We start from the raw sequence: 21,096 nt of genomic DNA on the forward strand, positions 1-21,096 counted from the left end.
AATGGCTGAATGATTAAATGGCAAACCAATAAACATTTAACCAAAAACGAGAGTGGACATTGCACGGAGAAATAATAATGGAAGAAAAACTTATCAATCCTCGTCCAACAGTATTGGCTGACCGTCCTACCCACTATTGCCCCGGGTGTCACCATGGCACAGCACACAAACTGGTGGCTCAATGTCTGGAAGAAATGAATCTTGTCCAAGATACCATATGTATCGGCTCTATTGGCTGCTCTGTATTTATTTACAATTATATTCTGGTGGACACAGTGGAAGCTCCACATGGCCGGGCCCCAGCCGTAGCTACCGGGGTAAAAAGGGCCAGACCGGACAAATTCGTCTTTACCTATCAGGGAGATGGAGATCTGGCCTCTATTGGCCTGGCAGAAATCATGCATTGTGCCAACAGGGGAGAGCGAGTCTCTGTGGTATTTGTGAACAATACAGTCTACGGCATGACTGGAGGTCAGATGGCCCCAACCACCATGGTAGGCCAGAAAACCACCACCTGCCCCAAGGGCCGGAGTGCTGAAAAGGAAGGCATGCCAATCAAAATGGCCGAAATTATAGCAGGACTGGGCGGAACTGCCTACTCTGCCCGGGTGGCTGTAAACAATATCAAAAACTTAACCAAGGCCAAAAAGGCCTTAAAAAAGGCCTTTACTGCCCAGATCCAAGGTGTTGGTTTTGGGTTTGTGGAAATTCTGGCAGCCTGTCCGACTAACTGGAAGATGTCCCCAATTCAAGCTAATGAACGGATAGAAAAGGAAATGATCCCTTACTTTCCCCTGGGAGAATTTAAAGATAGAGTTTCGGAGGCAAAATGAGTATCTATAAAGATGTGATCATAGCTGGTTTTGGTGGTCAAGGGGTGATGCTCATTGGCAATTTATTAGCCTATGCAGCCATGGAGCAAGGCCTCAACGTAACCTATATCCCGGTCTATGGGCCGGAAATGCGTGGCGGAACAGCTAATTGTACTGTTGTCATTTCTGATGAGGAAATCGGCTCACCCATAATTCACAACCCCATAAGCCTTATTGCCATGAACAGACCCTCTCTGGATAAATTCCAGCCGCGGGTTCAAGATAAAGGAATAGTGATTATCAACTCTTCTCTAGTGGATCAAAACCTGGCAGACAAACAAAGGATAACAGCCTACCCTGTGCCTGCCAATGAAATCGCTGATGGTATTGGTAACTCCCGTATGGCCAACATGGTTGCTTTAGGGGCTTATGTCCAGGTGACTGGCATTATTCCCTTAACCCAGGTACAGGAAAGCCTCAAAAGTGTAATCTCCAGCCATTACCAGCATCTGATCCCCAAAAATGAGGAAGCGTTGCGGGCCGGGGCAGACTATGTTCAAAAAAACGGACCACTAAGCTGAGCTCGTAGCTCGTAATCAACAATAATTGTTGGTAGATGCTAATTGACTTCAGTTTTCACCATGAGCTATAAACAACGAGCAAGGTATCAACATGTATCAAGCATATGGAGTTCTTGGCTACCCCATTAGCCACTCCTTAAGCCCTCCACTACACAACTGGGCATTTAAGCAAAAAGGGCTGCCTAAAACCTATTTCCGTTGGTCCATACCGACGGAAAAATTACCGGAATTCATGGTTGCCGTGCGCACTCTGCCCATTGCCGGGGTCAGTGTAACCATCCCACACAAACAAACCATCCTGCCCTATCTGGATATCTTGACTCCACGGGCGTTAAAAATTGGGGCGGTTAATACATTGTATTGGGAGGATGAAAAACTTGTCGGGGATAATACCGACATTATAGGTTTCACAACCCCTTTAACCCTCTCACAAGAAAAAATAAACTCCGCCCTTATCCTGGGTAGCGGCGGGGCAAGTAGAGCTGTAATCGTAGGGCTCAAAGACTTGTCTGTTTCTACAATTTACCTGACAAACAGGACGGAAGAAAAGGCAAGAACCCTTGCACGTGAATTTGACCTGAAAACAATTGCCTGGGAAGAGAGATATGAGGTAGAGGCAGACCTTCTGGTCAACACCACCCCTTTAGGTATGCACGGAAAATGGGAAAATCATTCGCCCTGGGACAAGAACTTAAGCCGGTTCAAAATTGTCTACGACCTGATTTATAACCCTTTGCAAACCAGGCTTCTTATTGATGCCCAAAAAGAAGGTTGCAAGACAATTTCTGGCCTGTCCATGTTTGTCTACCAGGCCCTGGAACAATTTCGCATATGGACAGAGCAAGAGTTTTGCCCATCTGAAGCTATGAATTTCTTAAGGCAGCTTATGGAACATAGATCTTAAGCTTGTCCCCGGGACGAATAATCCCTCTTTTAGACAAACCATTCCATTCTACAAGGTCAGAAGTTCTCACAGCAAACTTTCTGGCGATATCCCACAGGGTATCGCCTTTGCGCACACGATATTCGACCAACCGGGCATGAACACTCTCTGCCTGGCGCCGAGCCAACTGAGTTTGTTTATAACTTACATCAGGTATATATAGTTTCTGGCCAGGCCTGAGAGATTTGGCAGAGGTAATTCCATTGGCCCTGATAAGAGTTTTCAGACTAATACCAAAATGCCTGGAGATATCCCACAGGGTATCGCCCTTTTGTACTATATAATTGGCCCGCTTCTTTGCCAACGCCCTGATCCTGTCAGCATTATAAATAGCAATATCCGACCCTTTAGCCGGGACCATAATCCATGAGCCGGGCCTTAGCAGATTACTTCTTCTATTATTCACCTTTTTCAACACGGCAATAGGTACACCAAATCGCCTGGAAATGCGCCACCATGAATCTCCCCGACGAATCTTGTATCTCTTGTAGCCGGCATAAGGCCTGGACCGAGGATTATCCAGATAGGCCTTGGCCAACTGTAACTTTTCCTTGGGGATATAAACAAAACAATCCTTGTCCGGCGGGCTGACTTGACGACGAAAGGCCGGATTCAATTTCCTGAATTCCTTCCACTTTACACCAGCGGCACCAGCCAAAGCCAAAAGGTCTGTTCCGCCTTTTATCTTTAACTTCTCAACCTGCGTATCCCTATCCCAATCAATGGGTTCAAAGCCTAGTTCTTCCAGGTTCTGTACAATTTTTAAAATGGCTAGAAATTTGGGGACATAATACTTGGTTTCTTTCCTTAAGTAGCGTCGCTTTTTGGCCAAATCAAAAAAATTATCGCAACCGCTACGCCTAAGGGCCCAGGAAATTCTCCCTTCCCCCGCATTGTACGCAGCCAGGGCCAGGTACCAATCTCCAAAATCATTATATAATTTCTTTAAATAACTGGCTGCTGCATAGGTAGATAAATATGGATCCCGGCGCTCATCTATCCACCAATCCACCTTTAGACCATACTTTCGTCCTGTTGATGGCATAAACTGCCACATACCTGCAGCTCCAGCCCTGGAATAGGCCCAAGGGTTGAACCCACTTTCCGCAAAGGGCAGAAAAATCAAATCCTGGGGTAATCCCTGAGCTGTGAAGACTTCTTTAATAAAAGGTAAAAAGTCCTGCGCCCTTTTCAGCCATCTAGCAAAGGTCTTGCGGTACTTGTGGGTATAGAGTTTAAAATAGAGCTGCATCTCCTTGGTTTCATATACATCGAGATCAAATTGTATGGCTGTTTTTGTCTGTAGGACCTTTTCCTCTTCAGGAGTAAGCTGGACCTGCTCTTGAACAAGTTCTTGCTCAATTTCCGGAGCAAGCTCCTGCTCAATTTCCGGTTCTAAATCTTTCTCCTCCAAAACATCGCTACTAAAATCTTCACTTGTAACAAGAGGCTCCTCATTGGATGGGCTTTCCAGGGTTGATGATTCCTCTTTAACATCATTGGTCATTGCTACAGGTTGTTCCACAACCTGCTCCCTTTGAGTAGTCGTCTTAAGTGGTGCACAGGCGAATAAAAAAATGGTTATTAACAATGCCCAAAAGCGCATAGAGTCTCTCCTCATTGATGCAGATTAGTTAAACTTCGGAGCTACCTGAAACTTATCTACTTGGCAATAACAAATCTGCCTGTTATCAGGGTAAAATCATACTTTCGGATATCAAGCCAGATTAAATCAATTCAATTTTAACCTGAATTTATGAGTAAAATGATTAATTACATCCCCGGGCGCAAACCGGTAATAGAACTTATCCAAAACGAACCGGAAAAAATTGACCTTGTATACTTCCAACACCATAAGGGTGGAGCATTGGCCAAAATAGTCAACCAGTGCAGACATAACCGTATCCGTTATAAATTTCTAAACAGAGCTGACCTTGACCGCATTTATAGCGGCAACCATCAAGGTGTGATAGCCCGTACTAGCGCCCAAAAAACTATCCCCCTGGGCGAAATTCTGGCAAAGGCCCAAAAAGCTTATCTTCCCGTTCTGTTAGCCTTAGATCAAATTCAAGACCCCGGCAACGTTGGTACTCTGGCCAGGACCGCGCTTGCCCTGGGTACAGGCGGCTTTATCGTGCCTAAAGACCGTAGTGCTTATTTAGGCGCAGGTGCATACAAAGCCTCTGCCGGGGCCATCCAGCAAATAAATATTTCCCGTGTAACCAACCTTGCCCGGGCTCTGGATGAAGCTAGGGATAGTGGTTTCTGGATCTATGCAGCCAGATATGATTTAGAAGCAGAAAATATTTTTGATTTCAGGATCAAATTTCCAGCAATTCTAGTACTGGGAAATGAAGAGAAGGGGATAAGACCCAATGTGCTCAAACGCTGTCACCACAGCCTTTATATCCCTATGCCCGGAGGATTTGATTCATTGAACGTAGCACAGGCCGGTGCGATCATGCTCGGCCAATTTCTGGGTAAAAAGGAAAGGAAAAGTGACTGAATAGCTCAGCGAATATAATTGGGTAAATTAAGCAAGAGTTCCCGAGTATAGGTGATCATCTTGTCCATGATCCATGGAAATGCAATTAAGAGGACGATAAAGATGGAAATAATCTTGGGGACCAGAGTCAGTGTCATCTCCTGAAGCTGGGTTGCAGCCTGAATAATGCTGACCAGCACCCCAACTACCAGCCCAACACCCAGCATGGGCAAGGATATCATCAAAGTCAATTCAATGGCCTCCCTGGCAAAACCAACCACAAATTCTGGAGTCATTAATCTCCCCCCCTACTAAACTTTAGCCACTAAAGAAGTCATCTTGGGCCTTGTAACTATAATGAAAAAAATGACCTATTAAGCAAAACTATTTACCAAAGAACCAACAAGTAAATTCCAGCCATCTACCATAACAAAAAGTAAAATCTTAAACGGCATCGAGATCATTATTGGTGGGAGCATCATCATACCCATAGACAAAAGGATGCTGGCCACGACCATGTCCAGAATCAAAAAAGGAATGTAAATTAAAAAGCCTATCTGAAAGCCGGTTTTCAGTTCACTGATCATATAGGCAGGCACCAGAATCATGGTCGGCACATCTTCCTTGCTCTTGGGCCGCTCCATTTTCGTAATGGAAAAAAAGATTGAAAGATCCTTTTCCCGAGTATGTTTGAATAAAAATTGTCGCACTGGCTGTTCAGCTAATTTCAGAGCCTCTTTATAACCGATTTCTTCATTAAGATAAGGCTGTAGAGCTTGATCATTGATTTGTTTGCCAACGGGAGCCATGATTGCCACCGTCATAAAAATGGCCAAACCCGCCAAAACCTGGTTGGGAGGCATCTGCTGCGTTCCCATGGCATGACGCAAAAAAGAAAAAACAATAATAATTCTCGTAAAGGAAGTTATAGTGAGCACAATGGCCGGAGCCACCGAAAGAACAGTGAGTAAAAAAAGGATCTCTAAAAGCACAGAGACCTTTTCCGGCTCTGTCTGGCCTGCAGCTAGCTGGAGAGAAATGGAAGGTAAAACGGGCTCATCAACCCCAAAAACCAGGGAAGGTAGGAAAACAAGCAGGCTAAGGTTTACGAGAATGAGAATTCTTTTCCTGGGCCAAAATACTGGAAAAGTCCTGTTCGGTTTCATGGTCCGCATCCATCTCCATTAACTTGTTGATTTGGGTTTCAGTAACCCCAAGTACAAGATATTTATTCAAAAAGCGGACCACAACCACGTTCTTCTTCGGGCCTAGCCCCAGGCTGGCCACCATATTTAGTTTCCCTCTGCCAAAAGGCAGACCTGCCTTGGACCCAAAACGGCGCAATAGATAAAAACCAATGAAAATAAGGGCTAGAATTATAAACAGGGCCGCGGCCATCTTAATACCGGCCAGCCCCACATCCAGATTGGGTGCAGCAATATTGGTTGCGTTAGCCAAGTTGCTTGATCCTCTCGATAGGGCTTATAATATCTGTAAGCCTAACGCCAAATTTTTCATTAATGACCACTGCTTCACCTCTGGCTACCAATTTCCCATTAACCAAAACTTCCAAAGGTTCTCCGGCCAATTTATTCAATTCTATGACTGAACCCTGACCTAGTTGCAGTAGTTCGTTTATTAAAAGCTGCGTACTGCCAAGTTGTGCCGTTACTGTCAAAGGAATGTCCAGAATAAATTCCAAATCCCTTTTTGGTCTCTCTTTTTTGGCTCTGGCTTCAGCTGTCAAATCTTTGAACTGGGCCTCTTTTGACTGAGCAGCCAGAGATTTACGCTTTTCTTCATCTTTAATCTTTTCCTCTTCTTCGGAAGCCAAGGCCTTGGCCCACTCTTCTGCCAAATCCTCTTGCTCAGAAGAACTTGTTTCTTCCCCTGCTTCCTGGTCTTCACCAGCAAGATCAATGTTTTCTTCACCCAAAGCAGCAGCCCACTCTTCAGCTAGTTTCTCCTGATCGGTCATTTCTTTTTTTTCTTCGTCTGCCATTTTTTCACCTTTTAAAAATATAATGTTTAATTATACTTTACCCAAATTAAAAATGAGTTTCTTCTTCTTTTATTACTTGAAAGGCCTTATTGCCTTTTACAAAACCTGGTAGTCCGTAAAATTTCGTAACGCCCTCCACTTCAGCCCTTAACAAATCATCCTCATCTGTGTCTAAAAGGAGAATATCCCCCACATCCAGGTTCAAAAGCTGCCGACCGGTAATCTGAGTCTGCCCTAAAATAACCTCCACCTTCACCGGCACCTCCATAAGACGCTCTTTAAATCTTGATATCCACGCATGGTCCACCTCAAGACGCTCTGATTGAAAGGCAGCATAAAGCTTAGAGCGTATAGGCTCAATAGTAGCATAAGGCAGACTGATCACTAAAGAACCAATGGCATTCTCTAACTCCACCTCAAAAGATACAACAACAACCACGTCACTGGGCGGAACAATGGCCGCAAATTGAGGGTTAATTTCCGAACGAACCAGTTCTATTTTTACTTCGTGCACTGGATTCCAAGCACTTTCTAAATTGGATAGTAATATTTTCACAACTCGGGTAATAATTGTCTGTTCAATGGGCGTAAAATCACGCCCCTCCACTTTGGGCACGGAACCTGACCCCCCAAAAAAATTTTCCACCAAGGCAAACACCAGCCTGGTATCCACAACCATCAAAGCATTTCCTCGCAATGGGTCCATTTTAAAGATATTTATACTGGTGGGCACAGGTAAAGAGCGCATAAAATCACCGAACTTGCTCATGTCAATGGACACGGGATTGACATCTACCCTTTTGCGCATAGCATTGGCCATGGCATTGCTGGCAAGGCGGGCAAAACGATCATTGATAATCTCTAAAACAGGCATCCGTCCCCGAATGATCCGATCCTGATTGGAAAGATCAAAAGGAACTATCCCGGAGTCATCTTCAGGGATATCAGTTTCTGCCTCTATTTCACCTCCGGTTAGACCCCGAAGTAACGCATCAACTTCGTCCTGATTTAAAATTTTGTTCATCTCTAATCCTTATTGTACAACAAATTCAGTAAAATATACTCTTACTACCTTAGCCTTGCCCAAAATTTGATTTAACCGCTCCACAATCTCATTTTTGAGCTGAATCTTCTCTTCCATAGAATCAATATCTGCAAAACTCTTACTGGACAGTAAAAGCAAAATGGTATCTTTTACTTTGGGCAACTTTTTTTCCAAGACCTCGACTGTTTTTTTATCTATCAGTTCCACATCCAGAGAAAGCTTCAAATATCTACGCCCTAAAGGATCGGCCAGGTTAACCACAAAGGGGGGCAAAGAATACATTTCTGTCGGCCCCTGCTCTGCGGGCTGTTTCTCTTGTTGGGCCTGCTGTTCGCCCTGGGGTTGGGCTCCGCCTTCTGCCTCAACCTTGTCTTTAGGGCCGGCAAAAAAGTACTTATAGCCAAAGAATCCACCCACTCCTAGGATTATCAAAAGTACCAGTAAAATTATCCACTTTAAAATGCCACCCTTTTTCTTTTCCTCTGTTTGCTCCTGGTCCTTTTTTTTCTTGGCCATGTTTGCTCCCTTTGAAAAATTTATGTTGGATACTGATTTTTCTCCGTATAGCGCAAATCAATCGAGTTCAAGTCGACACTCTAAACTTTACAAATAGCTATAATTATATGTTTTAAATAAAATCTCCACTCTTCTATTTTGCGCCCGACCCAACTCTGTATTGTTATCAGCCACAGGGAAATTCGGACCATAGGCAGAAATGGAGAGCCTTGAACTTTCAAGACCTTGTTTTAAAAAAAAAGTTAACACAGCCAAAGCCCTTTCCCCGGAAATATCATAATTATCTCTAATTCTGGCCGGGATATTATCTGTGTAGCCAGCAATATTGACAGGAGCTGGCCAGATGGAAACCAATGTGGCAACTTCCTTCAATATTTTCCTGGCAGCAGGAGTCAATTTAGTCCCTCCTAATGGGAACAACAACTTATCAGTCAGGACAAGAGCCACTCCTTCTGGCCTGACTAATAGACGCAAATTTTTCTCCAGAGTACTCCTCGAAATCTCTTTGGGCAAAACCTCATCAGGGAAAAGCAAGTCCTTGATTCTTTGCTCATTTTCCAAAATTTCCCATTTCTTTGCCACCAACTTCTGCAAGACTTTAAAGCGATGGGCAACCTTACCCGCTGATTTTTCAGACAAAAAAGCTGTTCTTTCTGTAAAAATAGAAACAACTTCCTGGACCACACTTTTATCAAGACTAGACATGCTCAAAAGGAGAACAAAAAAGGTCAACAAAAGAGTGACCAAATCTGAAAATGTCACCAGCCAACCATCACTGGCTGCGCCGCCTCCCCCCTTTTTCTTCTTTCTAGCCACGGTTTAATTCTCATCTTGTGGAGTTTAATTCAAAAATAAAATCCTTATATATATACCTGTTTCGATCAATTTTTTGGCGCACCTTAACTTTACTTAAAGCAGTATGTGCCCAAGACTGATTACGCTTGTCCAAAACAATTTCCACTCGTCGATTCTTTTTTCGACCTGATGCCCTTTGATTACTGTAGCGTGGTCGATATTTGCCAAAAGCCTCAACACGCACCTTTTCCGGTTCAATCCCCTGACTCAAAAAATAACGGTATACATTTAAAACTCTTAGTAATGATAACTTCCAGGAAGGATCAATCTCCCCCGTTTTCATTACCTTCAAATAGTCCGGACCGATTTCATCTCTTAAAGTAGAAGTATGTCCTGTCAAAAGAAGTGGATATTGTATTTTTTTGAGCACAGGTATCATCTTGTCTAAAAGCCTTTTTCCCTGGGCTGTTAATTGAACCTGCCCAGGCTCAAAGAGCATATCTGTATTAATAGTCAAAACCTGAATAAACCTGTTGGCTATAAAGTTTAAATCCTCGTTTTTGTCATCCCAGAGTAAAGGCTTTAGCGCCTCCAGGTCGTCATAATCCTCCATCGCGCCTGGCTCAACCATTTTAGGACCTTGCTTTGTGCCCAGTACATCCAAAGCTCTCTTTCCCAACCCAAAAGAACCGACCAGTGAGCCCAAGGCTACTTTTTTTTTCCGTTCATCAGTAAGTGAGGCCATGCTCAAAAGCAAAACAAAAAAAGTCAAAAGCAAAGTCATCATATCAGAGAAGGTGACCAACCAGGCAGGCATACCTTCGCCATCTTTTTGTTTTTCTTTTTTTTTTGCCATAAACTTATTCAGAACTCTTGCGCAACTTGGGAGGCAGATAACTATTTAACTTTTCTTCAACAATCCTGGGATTTTCCCCTTTTGAAATAGACAGGATACCCTCTAACATCATCTCTTTGATCAACACCTCCTCTTTACTTCTGGTTTTAAGCTTACCAGCCATTGGGTTAAATACCAGGTTGGACAAAATAGCTCCGTAAAATGTGGTAATAAGGGCTACAGCCATAGAAGGCCCAATTGTACTGGGATCATTCATGGTCTGAAGCATCTGAACCAACCCGATAACCGTTCCAATCATTCCCATGGCCGGGGCAAATCCTCCCATAATGGCCAAAATCTCTGCACCTGTCTCGTGTCTCTCCTCCAGATAAGAAATCTCTGTCTCCATTATTTCTTGAATGGTCTGCGGCTCTAAACCATCAACCGTCAACTGCAGGCCTTTACGTAAATATCCATCTTTAATATCTTTTATAAGCGGTTCCAAAGACAAAATGCCTTCCCGCCGGGCCTTATTGGCATAGTCAATAAATTGTTCAATAACCTTGGTTGGGCTATCCAGTTTATTAAAAAAAGTGTTTTTTATTACCCCAACAACCCCTAGAACATGACCCAAAGGATAATTGACCAATGTCGCCCCGATGGTTCCGCCAACAACTATAAGCATAGAAGGCACGTTGACAAAAATCATGGGGCTGCCCCCGACCACAATAGCAGCAACAACTAAGCCAAAAGAAAGAACAATACCAATTATGGTGGCCAGATCCATAGTCTACCCTTTCTTCGAGTTTATTGAGTTCTATGCCTGTAAGTACCGAGTGTAAAATGAACCTGCAAAGAATAAATTTATTTCCTGCCTCTCGTCCGCCAAAATCTGTATTACAGTATGTATTCAGAACACGAGGTACAATACACCATTTAAACCGAAGCGAAGCTACGTCAGTTCGCGACCGTTCTACTATGATTCTATGCTTTTAATTTTTTCCGTTTTTTCATTAAAAGATGCAACTGCAATAATTAAAATTTTACAGTTCTGACAAACATCTTTGTCTTGTAACCTATTCAAATAATTCAACATTTATCATTCAAAATTCAACATTGCCTGCAAAAAGGGACTTTTTGCAGGCGCATCTTAAAAATCAGTCCGCCTAGCGCGGCCCAAAAATTCTGGTACCTATTCTGACAAGGGTTGCTCCTTCCGCTATAGCCTGAACAAAATCATTAGTCATACCCATAGATAAATGTGGGAGTCTAAGCTCAAATCTTCGTTCCACTTCTTCTTTCAATTTCCTTAAACGCACAAAATAAGGTCTGACCCTCTCTGCTTGTTCAAAAAAAGGAGGTAAAGCCATTAACCCCTGTAGTTTAAGGTTATCTAAAGCCAACACCCGTTCCACTAAAGGAAAAAGATTGTCTTCACTAACACCGGATTTTTGCGCTTCCTGACCAATATTTACTTGAATAAGAACCGGCTGCATTACACCGAGGGACTCAGCTTTTCTATGCAACACTTGCGCCAACTTTTCCGAATCCAAAGTATGAATGAGTACGAATTTGCCCAAAACATACTTAACCTTGTTAGTCTGTAAACGACCAATAAAATGCCACCTTAATTGTAAAGGACTTAACTCCTCTATTTTGGCCAGGGCCTCCTGGACATAATTTTCCCCGAAATCTACCTGTCCCTCCCTCGCCAAAGTAGATATAGCTTGCGCAGTGTGTTTCTTAGAAACCGCGATCAATGTCACTTCTTCTGGCCTGCGGCCACTTTTTACACACGCCTCACTAACTTCCTGGACAACCTTCTTCCATCTGCTAATCAATTCCGTGTTTGTAGAGTTCATTGCATTATAGATTTTGTTTTAAATGTTGTGTGTTATGGTTTGGATAAACTTCTTGGGCTTACCCCAGTCCCAATGAAAACAAAAAAGATGTATTCTCGGTCCACTTAGGTTTAATCTTCACCCACAATTCTAAGTAAACTTTTTTACCGACTATTTCTTCAATTTCCACCCGGGCCTCCTGCCCTACTTTTTTCAATAATTGCCCCCTATGGCCAATGACTATGGGTTTGTGTGAAGAACGGGAAACATAGATAGTAGCCATGATTTTGACCAAAGTTTCTGTTTCCTCCCAATGCTCTACCTGTACAGCTAAATTGTAAGGTAACTCTTTATGCAAAGACAAGAATAATTTTTCTCTGATTATCTCCGCAGCCATAAACCTTAAAGGAAGTGTCGATATCTGGTCCTCTGGATAAAGGGGCGGTCCATAAGGCAAAACAGGAATAATCTTGGCAAGCAGTTCCTGAACCCCATCTCCATTCCGAGCAGAAATAAAGAAAATTTCAACATCTGGCATAAGTTCATTTAAACGTGCGGATAAAGGCAAAAGAAGCTTTTTATCTTTTACCCGGTCAACTTTATTTACCGCTATAAACAAGGGATTCCTGACTTTTTTTAACCTCTCCGCCAGAGGTACAAGTTCGCGCTCCATAAGTTGTGGTTTTTGCAAATAAAGATGGCCATCTAGCAAAAACACAATCACGTCAGCAGAAGCCAGGCCATCCCAGGCTGATTTTAGCAAAAACGAGTTCAACTTGCCTTTGCGCTGATGTATTCCGGGTGTGTCCAGAAAAACTATCTGCACATCTTCCCGTGTCAATATTCCGGTTATCTGGTTTCTGGTGGTCTGCGGTTTTGGACTGACAATAGCGACTTTCTCGCCAATAATCTGATTTAACAGTGTTGACTTGCCAGCATTTGGCGGTCCAATCAAAGCAACGATGCCAGAACGAAAATCGGATGTTATCTCTGTCATTTTTTTCACCACGACTTATGCTGTTGCGCCTGCAAGTACTAGCGCTTACGCTGTTTTTGCAGGCAGTGTTGGATTTGGAATTATTTAAAGTTGTAGCTGCTCCAACTCTTTGTTAAGATTGAAGAAAACGAACCCGTAAAGAAACCCGAAAGTCGAGTTAACTAAATAATTGCCTTGTCTTGACCATTTGAAATTGGTTCGGTTCAAGTTCCGGAAAAATGCAGTCTACAATAAACAAAGGGTTCAAGTATATTTCCTGCCATGAAAACCTCACTTTAAGCACATCCTGCTCAAAGCTACCTGACTCCACCAAAGCTCGAAGATCAATCTTTTTGCTCTTCTTTTTTCCCTTTTTCTCCCGAATAAATTCTTTTGAGCTTACAAACTCATTCCATTTCTCTTGTAAGCTCTTTATCCAATCTGCAGGCCCCAAGAAAGTAATCTCGAAATCTTCCCACAAGGCTTGAGCCTGTTTTTTAGCCAAAGACAAGTCCTCGATGTAAAGCGCCTTCATTCCTTCAGGCAACTCAGCATTCAAACTTTGAAGCAATCTATCCTTGTCTATTAGCTGGCGCAGATAAACATTGACCCATTCGGCTTTGCTGCCAATACCAACGGGCAAAGCCCTGCCAAAAGAAAGCAACGGTAAAGGGTGAAATCCTGAAGAAAAGCTAAGTGGCCATTTTGCCCGGCGCATAGCCCGCTCCAGGACTTTTTGTACTTCCAGTTGACTCAAGTATACACTTAGTCCCAACTTCTCATACCAAAGTCTTATATGGGCTTTCTTCAACCCCAAGTCTTCTTTATCGCCCGGACTAAAATCCCTTTTCTGGTCCTGATCCGGCTTGCACAAATTCAAAATAGGCTTAATTTCTTTTTTTGCAGCCTGCACGCTCAAGCTGCTTTTGTGCGCATCAAAATTGCACACACCACAACACCGGCATGGATGGTAACGGCAGTCCTTGGTAATTTTCCCCTGCTTGGCCCTATTTAGTTCCTTGAGTAAAAACCTCTTATCCACCCCACTTAAAATATGGTCCCAGGGCAGGGGCTGGTCATATTCTCTCGGGCCAAGATACTTATGGATATCTATTCCCTTCTCTTGAAAAATTTTCTGCCAGAGAGGATAATTTACATGGTCAGCCCAACTGGTAAAAATTGCGCCGCGCCTATAAGCCTCTTCCAGGGAGTCAGCCAGTTCCCGTCCGCCTCGAGAAAACACTCCCTCCAAAACGCTCATTTCGGGTTTATGCCATTTCAAGTTGAGTTTATTAAACAACCTGAAAATTTTCTGCAAAAATTTAATACGCTTGTGGATCTCCTCAAGCCCAATCTGTTCCTCCCATTGAAAGGGAGTATGTGGTTTGGGCACGAAGGGAGATATAGAAGCCGTAACCTGAATTCTCTTTTTTGTTTTCGCAGTGCCCAAAACTTTCAGGCATAAATCCAGTATTCCTTCCAGATCCTCTTCTGTCTCTGTGGGGAGACCAATCATGAAATAGAGTTTGATTGAACTCCAGCCCAAATCAAACAATTTCCGACAATGGTCCAAAAGCTCTGCTTCCGTGATCCCCTTATTAATGACGTCCCTCAGACGCTGTGTACCGGCTTCCGGGGCGAGGGTAGCTCCTGTTCTCCTGATCCTGGCCATAAGTTGCATCATATTTTCACTGACAGACCCGACCCTTAAAGAGGGCAGGGATATGGCTACCTGTTCCTGAGCACACCTTGCATAGGTCTTTACAAAAAGATGTTCTAAGGCGGAAAAGTCTCCTGTGCTCAAAGACAAGAAAGAAAGATCCTCAAAACCAGTCTGGTCCAACCCCTCATCAATAAGCCGGGCAATATTTTCCACACCTCTTTCTCTTACTGGCCGATAAACCACACCCGCCTGGCAAAATCTGCACCCCCTGGTACACCCTCTGGCTATTTCCACTGCAAAGCGATCATGCACCACCTTTCCATAAGGTATTATCTGCTTCGTTGGAAAGATGACCTTATTTAAATCTGAGACGATACATTTTTCAACCCGTGTATAATCCGAATAAACAGGGACCAAAATATGAGGGCTTTCTGCTGAAGTATCAAAGTATGCCGGGATGTACACTCCTGGATAAGTTCTTAACTGGTACAAAATCTCGCCCTTGGATAATCCGGCCGCTTTTCCCTCTTTTATTACCTCCAAAATCTGGACCAGAATCTCCTCTCCATCCCCAACGACAATAAGGTCCAGGAAGGGAGCCATGGGTTCCGCATTAAAAGTCCCTCCGCCGCCAGCAATCACCAGAGGAAAATTCTGGCCTCGCTCACTGGCCCGAAAGGGTATCCCTGCTAGATCAAGCATATAAAGCACATTGGTGTATGCCAGTTCATGGGTAAGGCTAAAGGACAGGCAATCCAGTTCCTTTAGAGGGGTGTCTGATTCCAAAGTAGACAAGGGAACGTTCCTGGATTGTAAAACCTCTGCTACTTCCCTTGATGGGGCAAAGACCCTTTCCGCCCAAAACTCTGGTCGAGCATTGACCACTTCGTACAAAATCCTCTGCCCCATATAGGCCATGCCTACTTCATATAAGTCAGGAAAGGCCAAGGCCATATGCACCTGGACATCACGTTTATCCTTGTGCACACTGTTAATTTCATTACCTAAATAGTGACTCGGACGGATAAAAAAGGGAAGCAATTCTTTCATGGATGAACTCTCTACAAAATTAAAGGGCAGACTTTTGGTCTGCCCTTTAAAACTTTTTTATAAATTATCGCAAAATATACACATTAAAACTATTTCTTAAACAAAGAGCCAAGGTCCGTAACCTTCCCTCCGGGTCCAGTCAAATTCCCCAAATTTTTCAAATCAGAAGGCGTAGAGATAGTTAAATTACTTGATGCTTCCAGATATTTAGTTTTAAGGTCTTCCGGCACAGTTTTATACTCATACAGAATATGCGCGCCATCAATTTCTCCGGTAATTTCCGTATCAAAGGGATAACCAAAAGGCAAAAGGAGCATCTGTACTCCGCCTTGCTGGGTAGGCAACATCTGCAACAACGCCGGATCTTTGATCTTTTCCTCTTGGGCGTCCCATTTTCCCAAGACCATATCACCATTAATCAACTTCACCAATCGAATATCATAGGCCATTACTCTTCTCCTTGGTACTAAAATTTGTTCCTTTAAACAGTTGAACTTAATTTCTGAATTCTATACTGTCAAGGAAGCCTTGAGCAAATCCATAAGTAACTAACCCGCCATTTTTTGTAAACGGATGCACTGACTACTTTGAAACAGGGCTACCTGTAAAAGCGGCGATCATAATATACTTAAATCTGCCTCATGCTCTTTTAAGATCCTTCTCTCCGTCCACCAAAGGCGGGCTCCCGAGTGGCGGTCATTTTTAAATCATTCTAAAGCGCAACCCAAGAATCCTTGTTGTATCGTATGCGCCTCAAACGGGCTTTTTTCAACAGGGAGAGATAAAAATGAACTCTTTGGACATCTTTTTTATAATTGTCCTGGCTTTCTTTTTGCTGAGAGGAATATTTCGCGGACTTGTTCAGGAAATTTCTTCCGTAGTTGGCCTTTTACTAGGATTTTTTCTGGCCAATAAATACTACAGCCAGATTCTTCCCTATGTGACCAAAATTATTCCTGATAAAAGCTGGGCTCAAATTGCAAGCTACCTGGGTATATTTTTGGGGGTCATGGCTCTGGTCGTTATCCTGTCCATAGGCTTAAAAAGCCTTCTCAGATGTGCCATGCTCGGCTGGCTGGACCGGATAGGAGGAGGGGGCCTGGGGTTGATTAAAGCCAGCCTGATTTGCAGTATAACTCTTTTAGTTTTGACTTCGTTTTTGCCAACCAATACCCAATTTATTCACGAGTCAAAACTAGCCCCTTATGTCCATAATGTGACCAAGATATTGGGAAACTTTCTACCCCAGGAACTCAAAGAAAAATTCAATGACCAGGATAGCTCTATACAATTTTTTTGGAAAGAAGATTGGATTGAAAAATTAAAAAAAGAAAAGGAAAGGTTCAGTGAGTCAAGGTAAAGCATTACAAGAAATTCTTGAAGTTATTGACACTCTCTTGGGGCCAAACGGCTGCCCCTGGGACAAAAAACAAACACCGGATAGTCTTTGTGACTATCTTATTGAGGAGACCTTTGAACTGGTTACGGCCATTCGCAATAAGGACCTGGATGAAATCCAGGAGGAACTAGGCGATGTTTTCTTTCTGCTCTTTTTTATTGCCCGTTTGTATCAAGACAAGTTTTCTCTGGAACAAACCTTTAAACTTAATGCAGCTAAAATGATCAAGCGGCACCCTCATGTCTTTGGAGACAAAAAAATTGAGGATATAGAAGAGCTCTTAGTGACCTGGGAAAAGATTAAAAAAGAAGAAAAAGAACAAAAAGACAAACAAGAATCTGTTTTTGCCTCTATTCCTCCTACCCTTCCTCCTCTGCTTCGTGCATATCGAATTAATTCCAAGGCCGCGCGCATTGGCTTTACCTGGCCCAAAGACGTTGACCAGGAACATAAATTGCTTGAAGAATGGCAGGAATGGCTCAAAGCCAAGGCATCAAAAGACCAAGACAAGATGGAAGAAGAGTTTGGGGATTATCTGTTTAGCCTTACTGAATATGCCCGCAGAAACAGCATAAAACCCAATAGTGCTCTGGACAAGGCGAACAACAAATTCCTGCACAGGTTTCAGGCCATGGAAGAATTGGCGACCCAAAAAGGCATAGACCTTTCACAAGCCTCAATAGAGGAAATGGATAGACTATGGGAAGAAGTGAAGAAAATATGTGGTTAACCTTATTTCTGAAATGCCCAAGTAGAAAACAAATATATCCCTAGTTCTACAACCTAATAATTTATTATAATCTTTTTGACCTTGAATGTTAATTTGGTATTCATATCAAAAGACTGTTTGCTCTATCCGGAAAATAGGAATGACAATATAACGATATTATCGTTATCAATCTAAGCGGATACGACTATAGTAAGATGATAAAAGAACCCCAGATTGATCTATTCGATTTGATTATAAGCCTATCAAAAGCAATGGATTTGGTTAGTCCAGCTGTGGTCAATCACCATATGCAGGTAGCTTATATCGCTGTTAATATAGCTACAGAAATGAACCTGCCCCCTGAAGAACAGAGGAATCTGATGTTGGCGGGAGCATTACATGATAGCGGCGCTATCTCGATGAAAGACAAAATGGACGCCCTGCACTTTGAGTTTGAAAATCCTCACCAACACGCTGAGCTAGGTTATCTGCTTCTCAAAAAGTTTACACCCCTTTCCCAAACAGCCAACCTCGTACGATTCCATCATGTTCCTTGGAATTATGGCGGAGGTGCTGAGTTTAACGGAATAGAGGTGCCTATAGGCAGCCATATTATCCACCTGGCCGATCGGGTTGCCGTGACTGTAAACAAAGAACAAGAAATCCTCGGACAAGTTGAGCGGATTACTAAGCTAATCAAAAAACACTCCGGGAAACTGTTTGCTCCGGACACTGTAGATGCTTTTGAAAGCTTGAGTGCCAAAGAGTATTTCTGGCTGGATATCACGTCATCTTCTATAAGTACGACTTTACGTCGCCAGGTAAAAACGGACCCGGTTAGCCTGGGACCAGAGTTGCTCCTGGGCTTAAGCAAGCTGTTTTCTAGGATTATCGATTTTAGAAGTCGATTCACAGCTACTCACTCCAGCGGAGTGGCAGCCAGTGCAGAAGCATTGGCCAGACTCGCAGGATTCTCTAAGCGTGAATGCCTAATGATGCGGGTGGCTGGCTATCTGCATGACTTAGGAAAACTGGCTGTACCTCCAGAAATATTGGAAAAGCCTGGAAAATTAACAAAAGAAGAGTTTGCTATAATTCGTAGCCATACCTTCTACACTTACCGGTGTCTCGAGCCAATAACCGAACTCGAAATTATCAATAGTTGGGCTTCCTTTCACCACGAACGTCTAGACGGTAAAGGCTACCCTTTTCATCACAAAGGGGAAGATTTGTCGTTAGGTGCCAGGATTATGGCGGTTGCGGATGTATTTACTGCCATTACAGAGGATCGGCCCTATAGGAAAGGAATGAGTATAGACAGAGCTTTGCAAATCCTTGACCAGATGGCGAACAGCTCGATTCTGGACCCCTATATCGTCTCGCTGTTGAAAGCCCATTGCGATGAGGTTAATGATTTGCGTAAAACTGCTCAAATAAAGGCAATAGAAGAATATCAAAGATTTTCTGCAACTTCGAAAGCCTTGGTTTAACCTCAGTAATCACGGAGAATTAAAAGAGCGGTTTGTCTCGGCCAAAATTCTGCCGAGCCAGCACCACCTGTTAACTTTTTTAAGCTTTTACTAAACGATTGCTGGTTTCAGATGTTGAAGTAAACACGCCAAAACATCTTCCAAGCTGAGTTCGCTGGTATCAATGACTATGGCATCGTCTGCCGGACGAAGAGGGGCGATGGCCCTGTTTCTGTCCTGGTCATCTCTTCGTTTTATCTGCTTTAATATAGCCTCAATATCTGCTTCTTGCCCCATGTCTTTAAGTTGTAAATAACGCCTCTTTGCTCTGACCTCAGGACTTGCATCCAAAAAAAACTTGTACCGGGCATGAGGGAAAACTACCGTGCCCATATCCCGCCCTTCAGCAACCAACGAAGTTTGTTGCCCTATTTCCTGCTGGGCCTTTTTTAAAAAATCTCGGACTACTTTCAGTTTAGCTATGTTTGAAGCCCATAACCCAATAGTCTCAGTACGAATTTCCGGGCCCAAGGGCACTGAATTCAAACACATCTCGCTTCTCTCACCTTGGCCGCGCAAGGTAAAACTCATCTTTTTCAGCTCATCTGCCAGGCTTTGCTCATCTTTTAACCAGGCATCCTGTCCCAGTTTCCAGGCCACCCCCCGAAACATGGCCCCGGTATCCAAATAAGCAACACTTAAATGCTTGGCCAATTTCCTGGCCATAGTTGTTTTACCCACGCCTGCCGGACCATCAATGGTGATGATAAGCTTATTTTGATCCATTAAGGACCTCTTCTAGTTCTTTGATAAACAATTTATTTTCTTCTTTCGTGCCAATACTTACTCGCAAATATTCTTCCAGGCCATAACTTTTGAGAGGTCTGATGATGATACCTTTCTTAAGTAAGCCCTCAAAGACTTCGGAAGCATCCACCGGCGGTAAAAACATCAAGAAATTGGCTTGAGAAGGAAAAGTCTTGCACCCGAGCCTCTCAAGCTCCATGCTTAAAAATTCACGGCCAGCGCGAACGGTTTCTAAGGTCTGATCATAAAAAAACTTGTCATTTAAAGCGGCAATGCCTGCCTTTTCTGCCAGGATATTGACACTAAAAGGCAACTTCACTCGCTGCAAATAATCAGCATAAATATCTGGCAGCACAGCAAAACCAAGCCTTAAACCTGCCAAACCAAACATCTTGGAAAAGGTGCGTAAAATCACCAGGTTGGGATAATTCTGCCAGTCAGAAAGCAAAGAATACTCAGCTTGAGGCAGGGCAAAATCTATATAGGCCTCATCAATAACTACCAGCACACTTTGAGGCAGCCTGGACAAAACTGCTTCCAATTCTTCCTTTTTAGCACAAAATCCAGAAGGATTATCCGGATTGGTAATAAAAACAACTTTTGTTTTCTCATCAACGGCTTGAAAAAGGTCGTCCCAAGGAAAATGAAAATCTTTGCTTAGGGGTACCTGACGAAACTCCACCCCGGCAAACTGAGATTGCAACTTATAGATACTGAAACATGGCTTAAAGGCGACTATATTGTCCTCGCCAGGTTTGGCCACAAGACGAATGATAAGGTCAATAATTTCATCCGAACCATTGCCACAAACAATATTTTTTGCAGGGACGTTTAAATATTCCCCGATTGCAGCGCATAGGTCCGGAGTTCCTGCCCTTGGGTAACGAAAGGCCAATGCAGCATTCAGGGCAATGACCTCCTTCACTACCGGCGAAGTACCCAGAGGATTCTCATTACTGGCCATCTTTATGACCCTGGTTAGTCCGTATTTTCTTTTGATTTCCTCAATATTTAAGCCTGGACTATAGGCCTTAAAACCTAAAACCTCTTTGCGGATCAGATCTCTATCCATTTTTTACCTCTTCATATAACCAAACAAGCCCCCTAACAAAGGGGGCTTGCTAACATTTAGACCAAAAACAATCAATAAAAGTATACTTTATTTAAC

The 21,096-nt window shown here is 43.2% G+C and carries 23 protein-coding genes; 7 read left to right on the top strand and 16 right to left on the bottom strand.

Going from position 1 to position 21,096, the window contains the following annotated elements; genetic code table 11:
• The first annotated feature begins 77 nt into the window (after nt 1–77).
• From KFV02_RS06730 to aroE, 3 genes are all read left to right on the top strand, one after another.
• Nucleotides 78–833 (top strand): thiamine pyrophosphate-dependent enzyme, encoded by a 756-nt coding sequence (locus tag KFV02_RS06730; protein ID WP_252380775.1) that lies wholly within the window; start codon nt 78–80, stop codon nt 831–833.
• Complete coding sequence (locus KFV02_RS06735; protein WP_252380776.1) at nt 830–1,393, top strand: 2-oxoacid:ferredoxin oxidoreductase subunit gamma family protein; 564 nt, start codon at nt 830–832, stop codon at nt 1,391–1,393. Before KFV02_RS06730 ends, KFV02_RS06735 begins: the two co-directional genes overlap by 4 nt.
• Before the next feature lie 91 nt (nt 1,394–1,484).
• Entirely contained in the window at nt 1,485–2,297 is an 813-nt protein-coding gene (gene aroE, locus KFV02_RS06740; RefSeq protein WP_252380777.1) for a shikimate dehydrogenase, read from the top strand.
• On the opposite strand, the gene KFV02_RS06745 is transcribed toward aroE, so the two are convergent.
• A complete protein-coding gene (locus KFV02_RS06745) occupies nt 2,278–3,942 on the bottom strand; it encodes a LysM peptidoglycan-binding domain-containing protein (protein ID WP_252380778.1) in 1,665 nt (554 codons plus the stop codon). The two genes, aroE and KFV02_RS06745, sit on opposite strands and share 20 nt — an antisense overlap.
• 150 nt (nt 3,943–4,092) lie before the next feature.
• Between KFV02_RS06745 and rlmB the strand changes: the two genes are divergently transcribed.
• Nucleotides 4,093–4,842, top strand: coding sequence for a 23S rRNA (guanosine(2251)-2'-O)-methyltransferase RlmB (gene rlmB / locus KFV02_RS06750; protein ID WP_252380779.1), 750 nt, complete (start codon nt 4,093–4,095; stop codon nt 4,840–4,842).
• Nucleotides 4,843–4,847: 5 nt separating this feature from the next.
• Here rlmB and fliQ read toward each other — a convergent pair whose 3' ends face one another.
• From fliQ to KFV02_RS06815, 13 genes are all read right to left on the bottom strand, one after another.
• A complete protein-coding gene (gene fliQ / locus KFV02_RS06755) occupies nt 4,848–5,117 on the bottom strand; it encodes a flagellar biosynthesis protein FliQ (RefSeq protein ID WP_252380780.1) in 270 nt (89 codons plus the stop codon).
• 78 nt (nt 5,118–5,195) lie between these two features.
• Nucleotides 5,196–5,987 carry a flagellar type III secretion system pore protein FliP gene (fliP, locus tag KFV02_RS06760; RefSeq protein WP_252380781.1) on the bottom strand — a complete coding sequence of 264 codons (792 nt, stop codon included), beginning with the start codon at nt 5,985–5,987 and terminating at the stop codon, nt 5,196–5,198.
• On the bottom strand, nt 5,920–6,279 hold the full coding sequence (gene fliO / locus KFV02_RS06765) for a flagellar biosynthetic protein FliO (RefSeq protein ID WP_252380782.1): 360 nt from the start codon (nt 6,277–6,279) through the stop codon (nt 5,920–5,922). Before fliO ends, fliP begins: the two co-directional genes overlap by 68 nt.
• Nucleotides 6,272–6,823: a flagellar motor switch protein FliN gene (fliN, locus tag KFV02_RS06770; RefSeq protein WP_252380783.1), complete on the bottom strand. Its 552-nt coding sequence runs from the start codon at nt 6,821–6,823 to the stop codon at nt 6,272–6,274. The genes fliO and fliN overlap by 8 nt, the downstream gene beginning before the upstream one ends.
• Before the next feature lie 46 nt (nt 6,824–6,869).
• Nucleotides 6,870–7,847 carry a flagellar motor switch protein FliM gene (fliM, locus tag KFV02_RS06775; protein WP_252380784.1) on the bottom strand — a complete coding sequence of 326 codons (978 nt, stop codon included), beginning with the start codon at nt 7,845–7,847 and terminating at the stop codon, nt 6,870–6,872.
• A gap of 9 nt (nt 7,848–7,856) precedes the next feature.
• Nucleotides 7,857–8,384: a flagellar basal body-associated FliL family protein gene (locus KFV02_RS06780; protein ID WP_252380785.1), complete on the bottom strand. Its 528-nt coding sequence runs from the start codon at nt 8,382–8,384 to the stop codon at nt 7,857–7,859.
• An 87-nt stretch (nt 8,385–8,471) separates the two neighbouring features.
• Nucleotides 8,472–9,200, bottom strand: coding sequence for an OmpA/MotB family protein (locus tag KFV02_RS06785; protein WP_252380786.1), 729 nt, complete (start codon nt 9,198–9,200; stop codon nt 8,472–8,474).
• Between the two features lie 10 nt (nt 9,201–9,210).
• Nucleotides 9,211–10,035: a flagellar motor protein MotB gene (locus tag KFV02_RS06790; protein ID WP_252380787.1), complete on the bottom strand. Its 825-nt coding sequence runs from the start codon at nt 10,033–10,035 to the stop codon at nt 9,211–9,213.
• A gap of 4 nt (nt 10,036–10,039) precedes the next feature.
• On the bottom strand, nt 10,040–10,801 hold the full coding sequence (locus tag KFV02_RS06795) for a motility protein A (RefSeq protein ID WP_252380788.1): 762 nt from the start codon (nt 10,799–10,801) through the stop codon (nt 10,040–10,042).
• Between the two features lie 379 nt (nt 10,802–11,180).
• Nucleotides 11,181–11,876: a YggS family pyridoxal phosphate-dependent enzyme gene (locus KFV02_RS06800; RefSeq protein WP_252380789.1), complete on the bottom strand. Its 696-nt coding sequence runs from the start codon at nt 11,874–11,876 to the stop codon at nt 11,181–11,183.
• Nucleotides 11,877–11,934: 58 nt separating this feature from the next.
• Nucleotides 11,935–12,852: a GTPase Era gene (gene era, locus KFV02_RS06805; protein ID WP_252380790.1), complete on the bottom strand. Its 918-nt coding sequence runs from the start codon at nt 12,850–12,852 to the stop codon at nt 11,935–11,937.
• A 157-nt stretch (nt 12,853–13,009) separates the two neighbouring features.
• Nucleotides 13,010–15,544: a TIGR03960 family B12-binding radical SAM protein gene (locus KFV02_RS06810; protein WP_252380791.1), complete on the bottom strand. Its 2,535-nt coding sequence runs from the start codon at nt 15,542–15,544 to the stop codon at nt 13,010–13,012.
• 89 nt (nt 15,545–15,633) lie between these two features.
• A complete protein-coding gene (locus KFV02_RS06815) occupies nt 15,634–15,993 on the bottom strand; it encodes a hypothetical protein (RefSeq protein ID WP_252380792.1) in 360 nt (119 codons plus the stop codon).
• 338 nt (nt 15,994–16,331) lie between these two features.
• On the opposite strand from KFV02_RS06815, the gene KFV02_RS06820 reads away from it, so the two are divergent.
• The 3 genes from KFV02_RS06820 (at nt 16,332) to KFV02_RS06830 (ending at nt 19,142) form a co-directional block, all read left to right on the top strand.
• Nucleotides 16,332–16,904 carry a CvpA family protein gene (locus tag KFV02_RS06820; RefSeq protein WP_252380793.1) on the top strand — a complete coding sequence of 191 codons (573 nt, stop codon included), beginning with the start codon at nt 16,332–16,334 and terminating at the stop codon, nt 16,902–16,904.
• Nucleotides 16,891–17,673: a nucleoside triphosphate pyrophosphohydrolase gene (gene mazG, locus KFV02_RS06825; protein ID WP_252380794.1), complete on the top strand. Its 783-nt coding sequence runs from the start codon at nt 16,891–16,893 to the stop codon at nt 17,671–17,673. The genes KFV02_RS06820 and mazG overlap by 14 nt, the downstream gene beginning before the upstream one ends.
• Before the next feature lie 194 nt (nt 17,674–17,867).
• Complete coding sequence (locus KFV02_RS06830) at nt 17,868–19,142, top strand: HD-GYP domain-containing protein (protein ID WP_252380795.1); 1,275 nt, start codon at nt 17,868–17,870, stop codon at nt 19,140–19,142.
• Between the two features lie 90 nt (nt 19,143–19,232).
• On the opposite strand, the gene cmk is transcribed toward KFV02_RS06830, so the two are convergent.
• Nucleotides 19,233–19,907, bottom strand: a complete 675-nt coding sequence (gene cmk, locus KFV02_RS06835) for a (d)CMP kinase (protein WP_252380796.1) — start codon at nt 19,905–19,907, stop codon at nt 19,233–19,235.
• A complete protein-coding gene (gene hisC / locus KFV02_RS06840; RefSeq protein ID WP_252380797.1) occupies nt 19,894–21,000 on the bottom strand; it encodes a histidinol-phosphate transaminase in 1,107 nt (368 codons plus the stop codon). Before hisC ends, cmk begins: the two co-directional genes overlap by 14 nt.
• Between the last annotated feature and the right edge of the window lie 96 nt (nt 21,001–21,096).

Origin of the sequence: Desulfovulcanus ferrireducens (assembly GCF_018704065.1) — a bacterium.
Classification (GTDB): Bacteria; Desulfobacterota; Desulfovibrionia; order Desulfovibrionales; family Desulfonatronovibrionaceae; genus Desulfovulcanus; species Desulfovulcanus ferrireducens.

What these genes read in the sequence shown, in the direction of transcription:
- fliP (WP_252380781.1), bottom strand. Translation starts at nt 5,987, where the DNA reads ATGAAACCGAACAGGACTTTTCCAGTATTTTGGCCCAGGAAAAGAATT.
- KFV02_RS06735 (WP_252380776.1), top strand. Translation starts at nt 830, where the DNA reads ATGAGTATCTATAAAGATGTGATCATAGCTGGTTTTGGTGGTCAAGGG.
- cmk (WP_252380796.1), bottom strand. Translation starts at nt 19,907, where the DNA reads ATGGATCAAAATAAGCTTATCATCACCATTGATGGTCCGGCAGGCGTG.
- KFV02_RS06795 (WP_252380788.1), bottom strand. Translation starts at nt 10,801, where the DNA reads ATGGATCTGGCCACCATAATTGGTATTGTTCTTTCTTTTGGCTTAGTT.
- KFV02_RS06790 (WP_252380787.1), bottom strand. Translation starts at nt 10,035, where the DNA reads ATGGCAAAAAAAAAAGAAAAACAAAAAGATGGCGAAGGTATGCCTGCC.
- era (WP_252380790.1), bottom strand. Translation starts at nt 12,852, where the DNA reads ATGACAGAGATAACATCCGATTTTCGTTCTGGCATCGTTGCTTTGATT.
- KFV02_RS06730 (WP_252380775.1), top strand. Translation starts at nt 78, where the DNA reads ATGGAAGAAAAACTTATCAATCCTCGTCCAACAGTATTGGCTGACCGT.
- rlmB (WP_252380779.1), top strand. Translation starts at nt 4,093, where the DNA reads ATGAGTAAAATGATTAATTACATCCCCGGGCGCAAACCGGTAATAGAA.
- KFV02_RS06780 (WP_252380785.1), bottom strand. Translation starts at nt 8,384, where the DNA reads ATGGCCAAGAAAAAAAAGGACCAGGAGCAAACAGAGGAAAAGAAAAAG.
- fliN (WP_252380783.1), bottom strand. Translation starts at nt 6,823, where the DNA reads ATGGCAGACGAAGAAAAAAAAGAAATGACCGATCAGGAGAAACTAGCT.
- fliM (WP_252380784.1), bottom strand. Translation starts at nt 7,847, where the DNA reads ATGAACAAAATTTTAAATCAGGACGAAGTTGATGCGTTACTTCGGGGT.
- hisC (WP_252380797.1), bottom strand. Translation starts at nt 21,000, where the DNA reads ATGGATAGAGATCTGATCCGCAAAGAGGTTTTAGGTTTTAAGGCCTAT.
- KFV02_RS06815 (WP_252380792.1), bottom strand. Translation starts at nt 15,993, where the DNA reads ATGGCCTATGATATTCGATTGGTGAAGTTGATTAATGGTGATATGGTC.
- KFV02_RS06810 (WP_252380791.1), bottom strand. Translation starts at nt 15,544, where the DNA reads ATGAAAGAATTGCTTCCCTTTTTTATCCGTCCGAGTCACTATTTAGGT.
- fliQ (WP_252380780.1), bottom strand. Translation starts at nt 5,117, where the DNA reads ATGACTCCAGAATTTGTGGTTGGTTTTGCCAGGGAGGCCATTGAATTG.
- KFV02_RS06820 (WP_252380793.1), top strand. Translation starts at nt 16,332, where the DNA reads ATGAACTCTTTGGACATCTTTTTTATAATTGTCCTGGCTTTCTTTTTG.
- KFV02_RS06745 (WP_252380778.1), bottom strand. Translation starts at nt 3,942, where the DNA reads ATGCGCTTTTGGGCATTGTTAATAACCATTTTTTTATTCGCCTGTGCA.
- aroE (WP_252380777.1), top strand. Translation starts at nt 1,485, where the DNA reads ATGTATCAAGCATATGGAGTTCTTGGCTACCCCATTAGCCACTCCTTA.
- KFV02_RS06800 (WP_252380789.1), bottom strand. Translation starts at nt 11,876, where the DNA reads ATGAACTCTACAAACACGGAATTGATTAGCAGATGGAAGAAGGTTGTC.
- KFV02_RS06830 (WP_252380795.1), top strand. Translation starts at nt 17,868, where the DNA reads ATGATAAAAGAACCCCAGATTGATCTATTCGATTTGATTATAAGCCTA.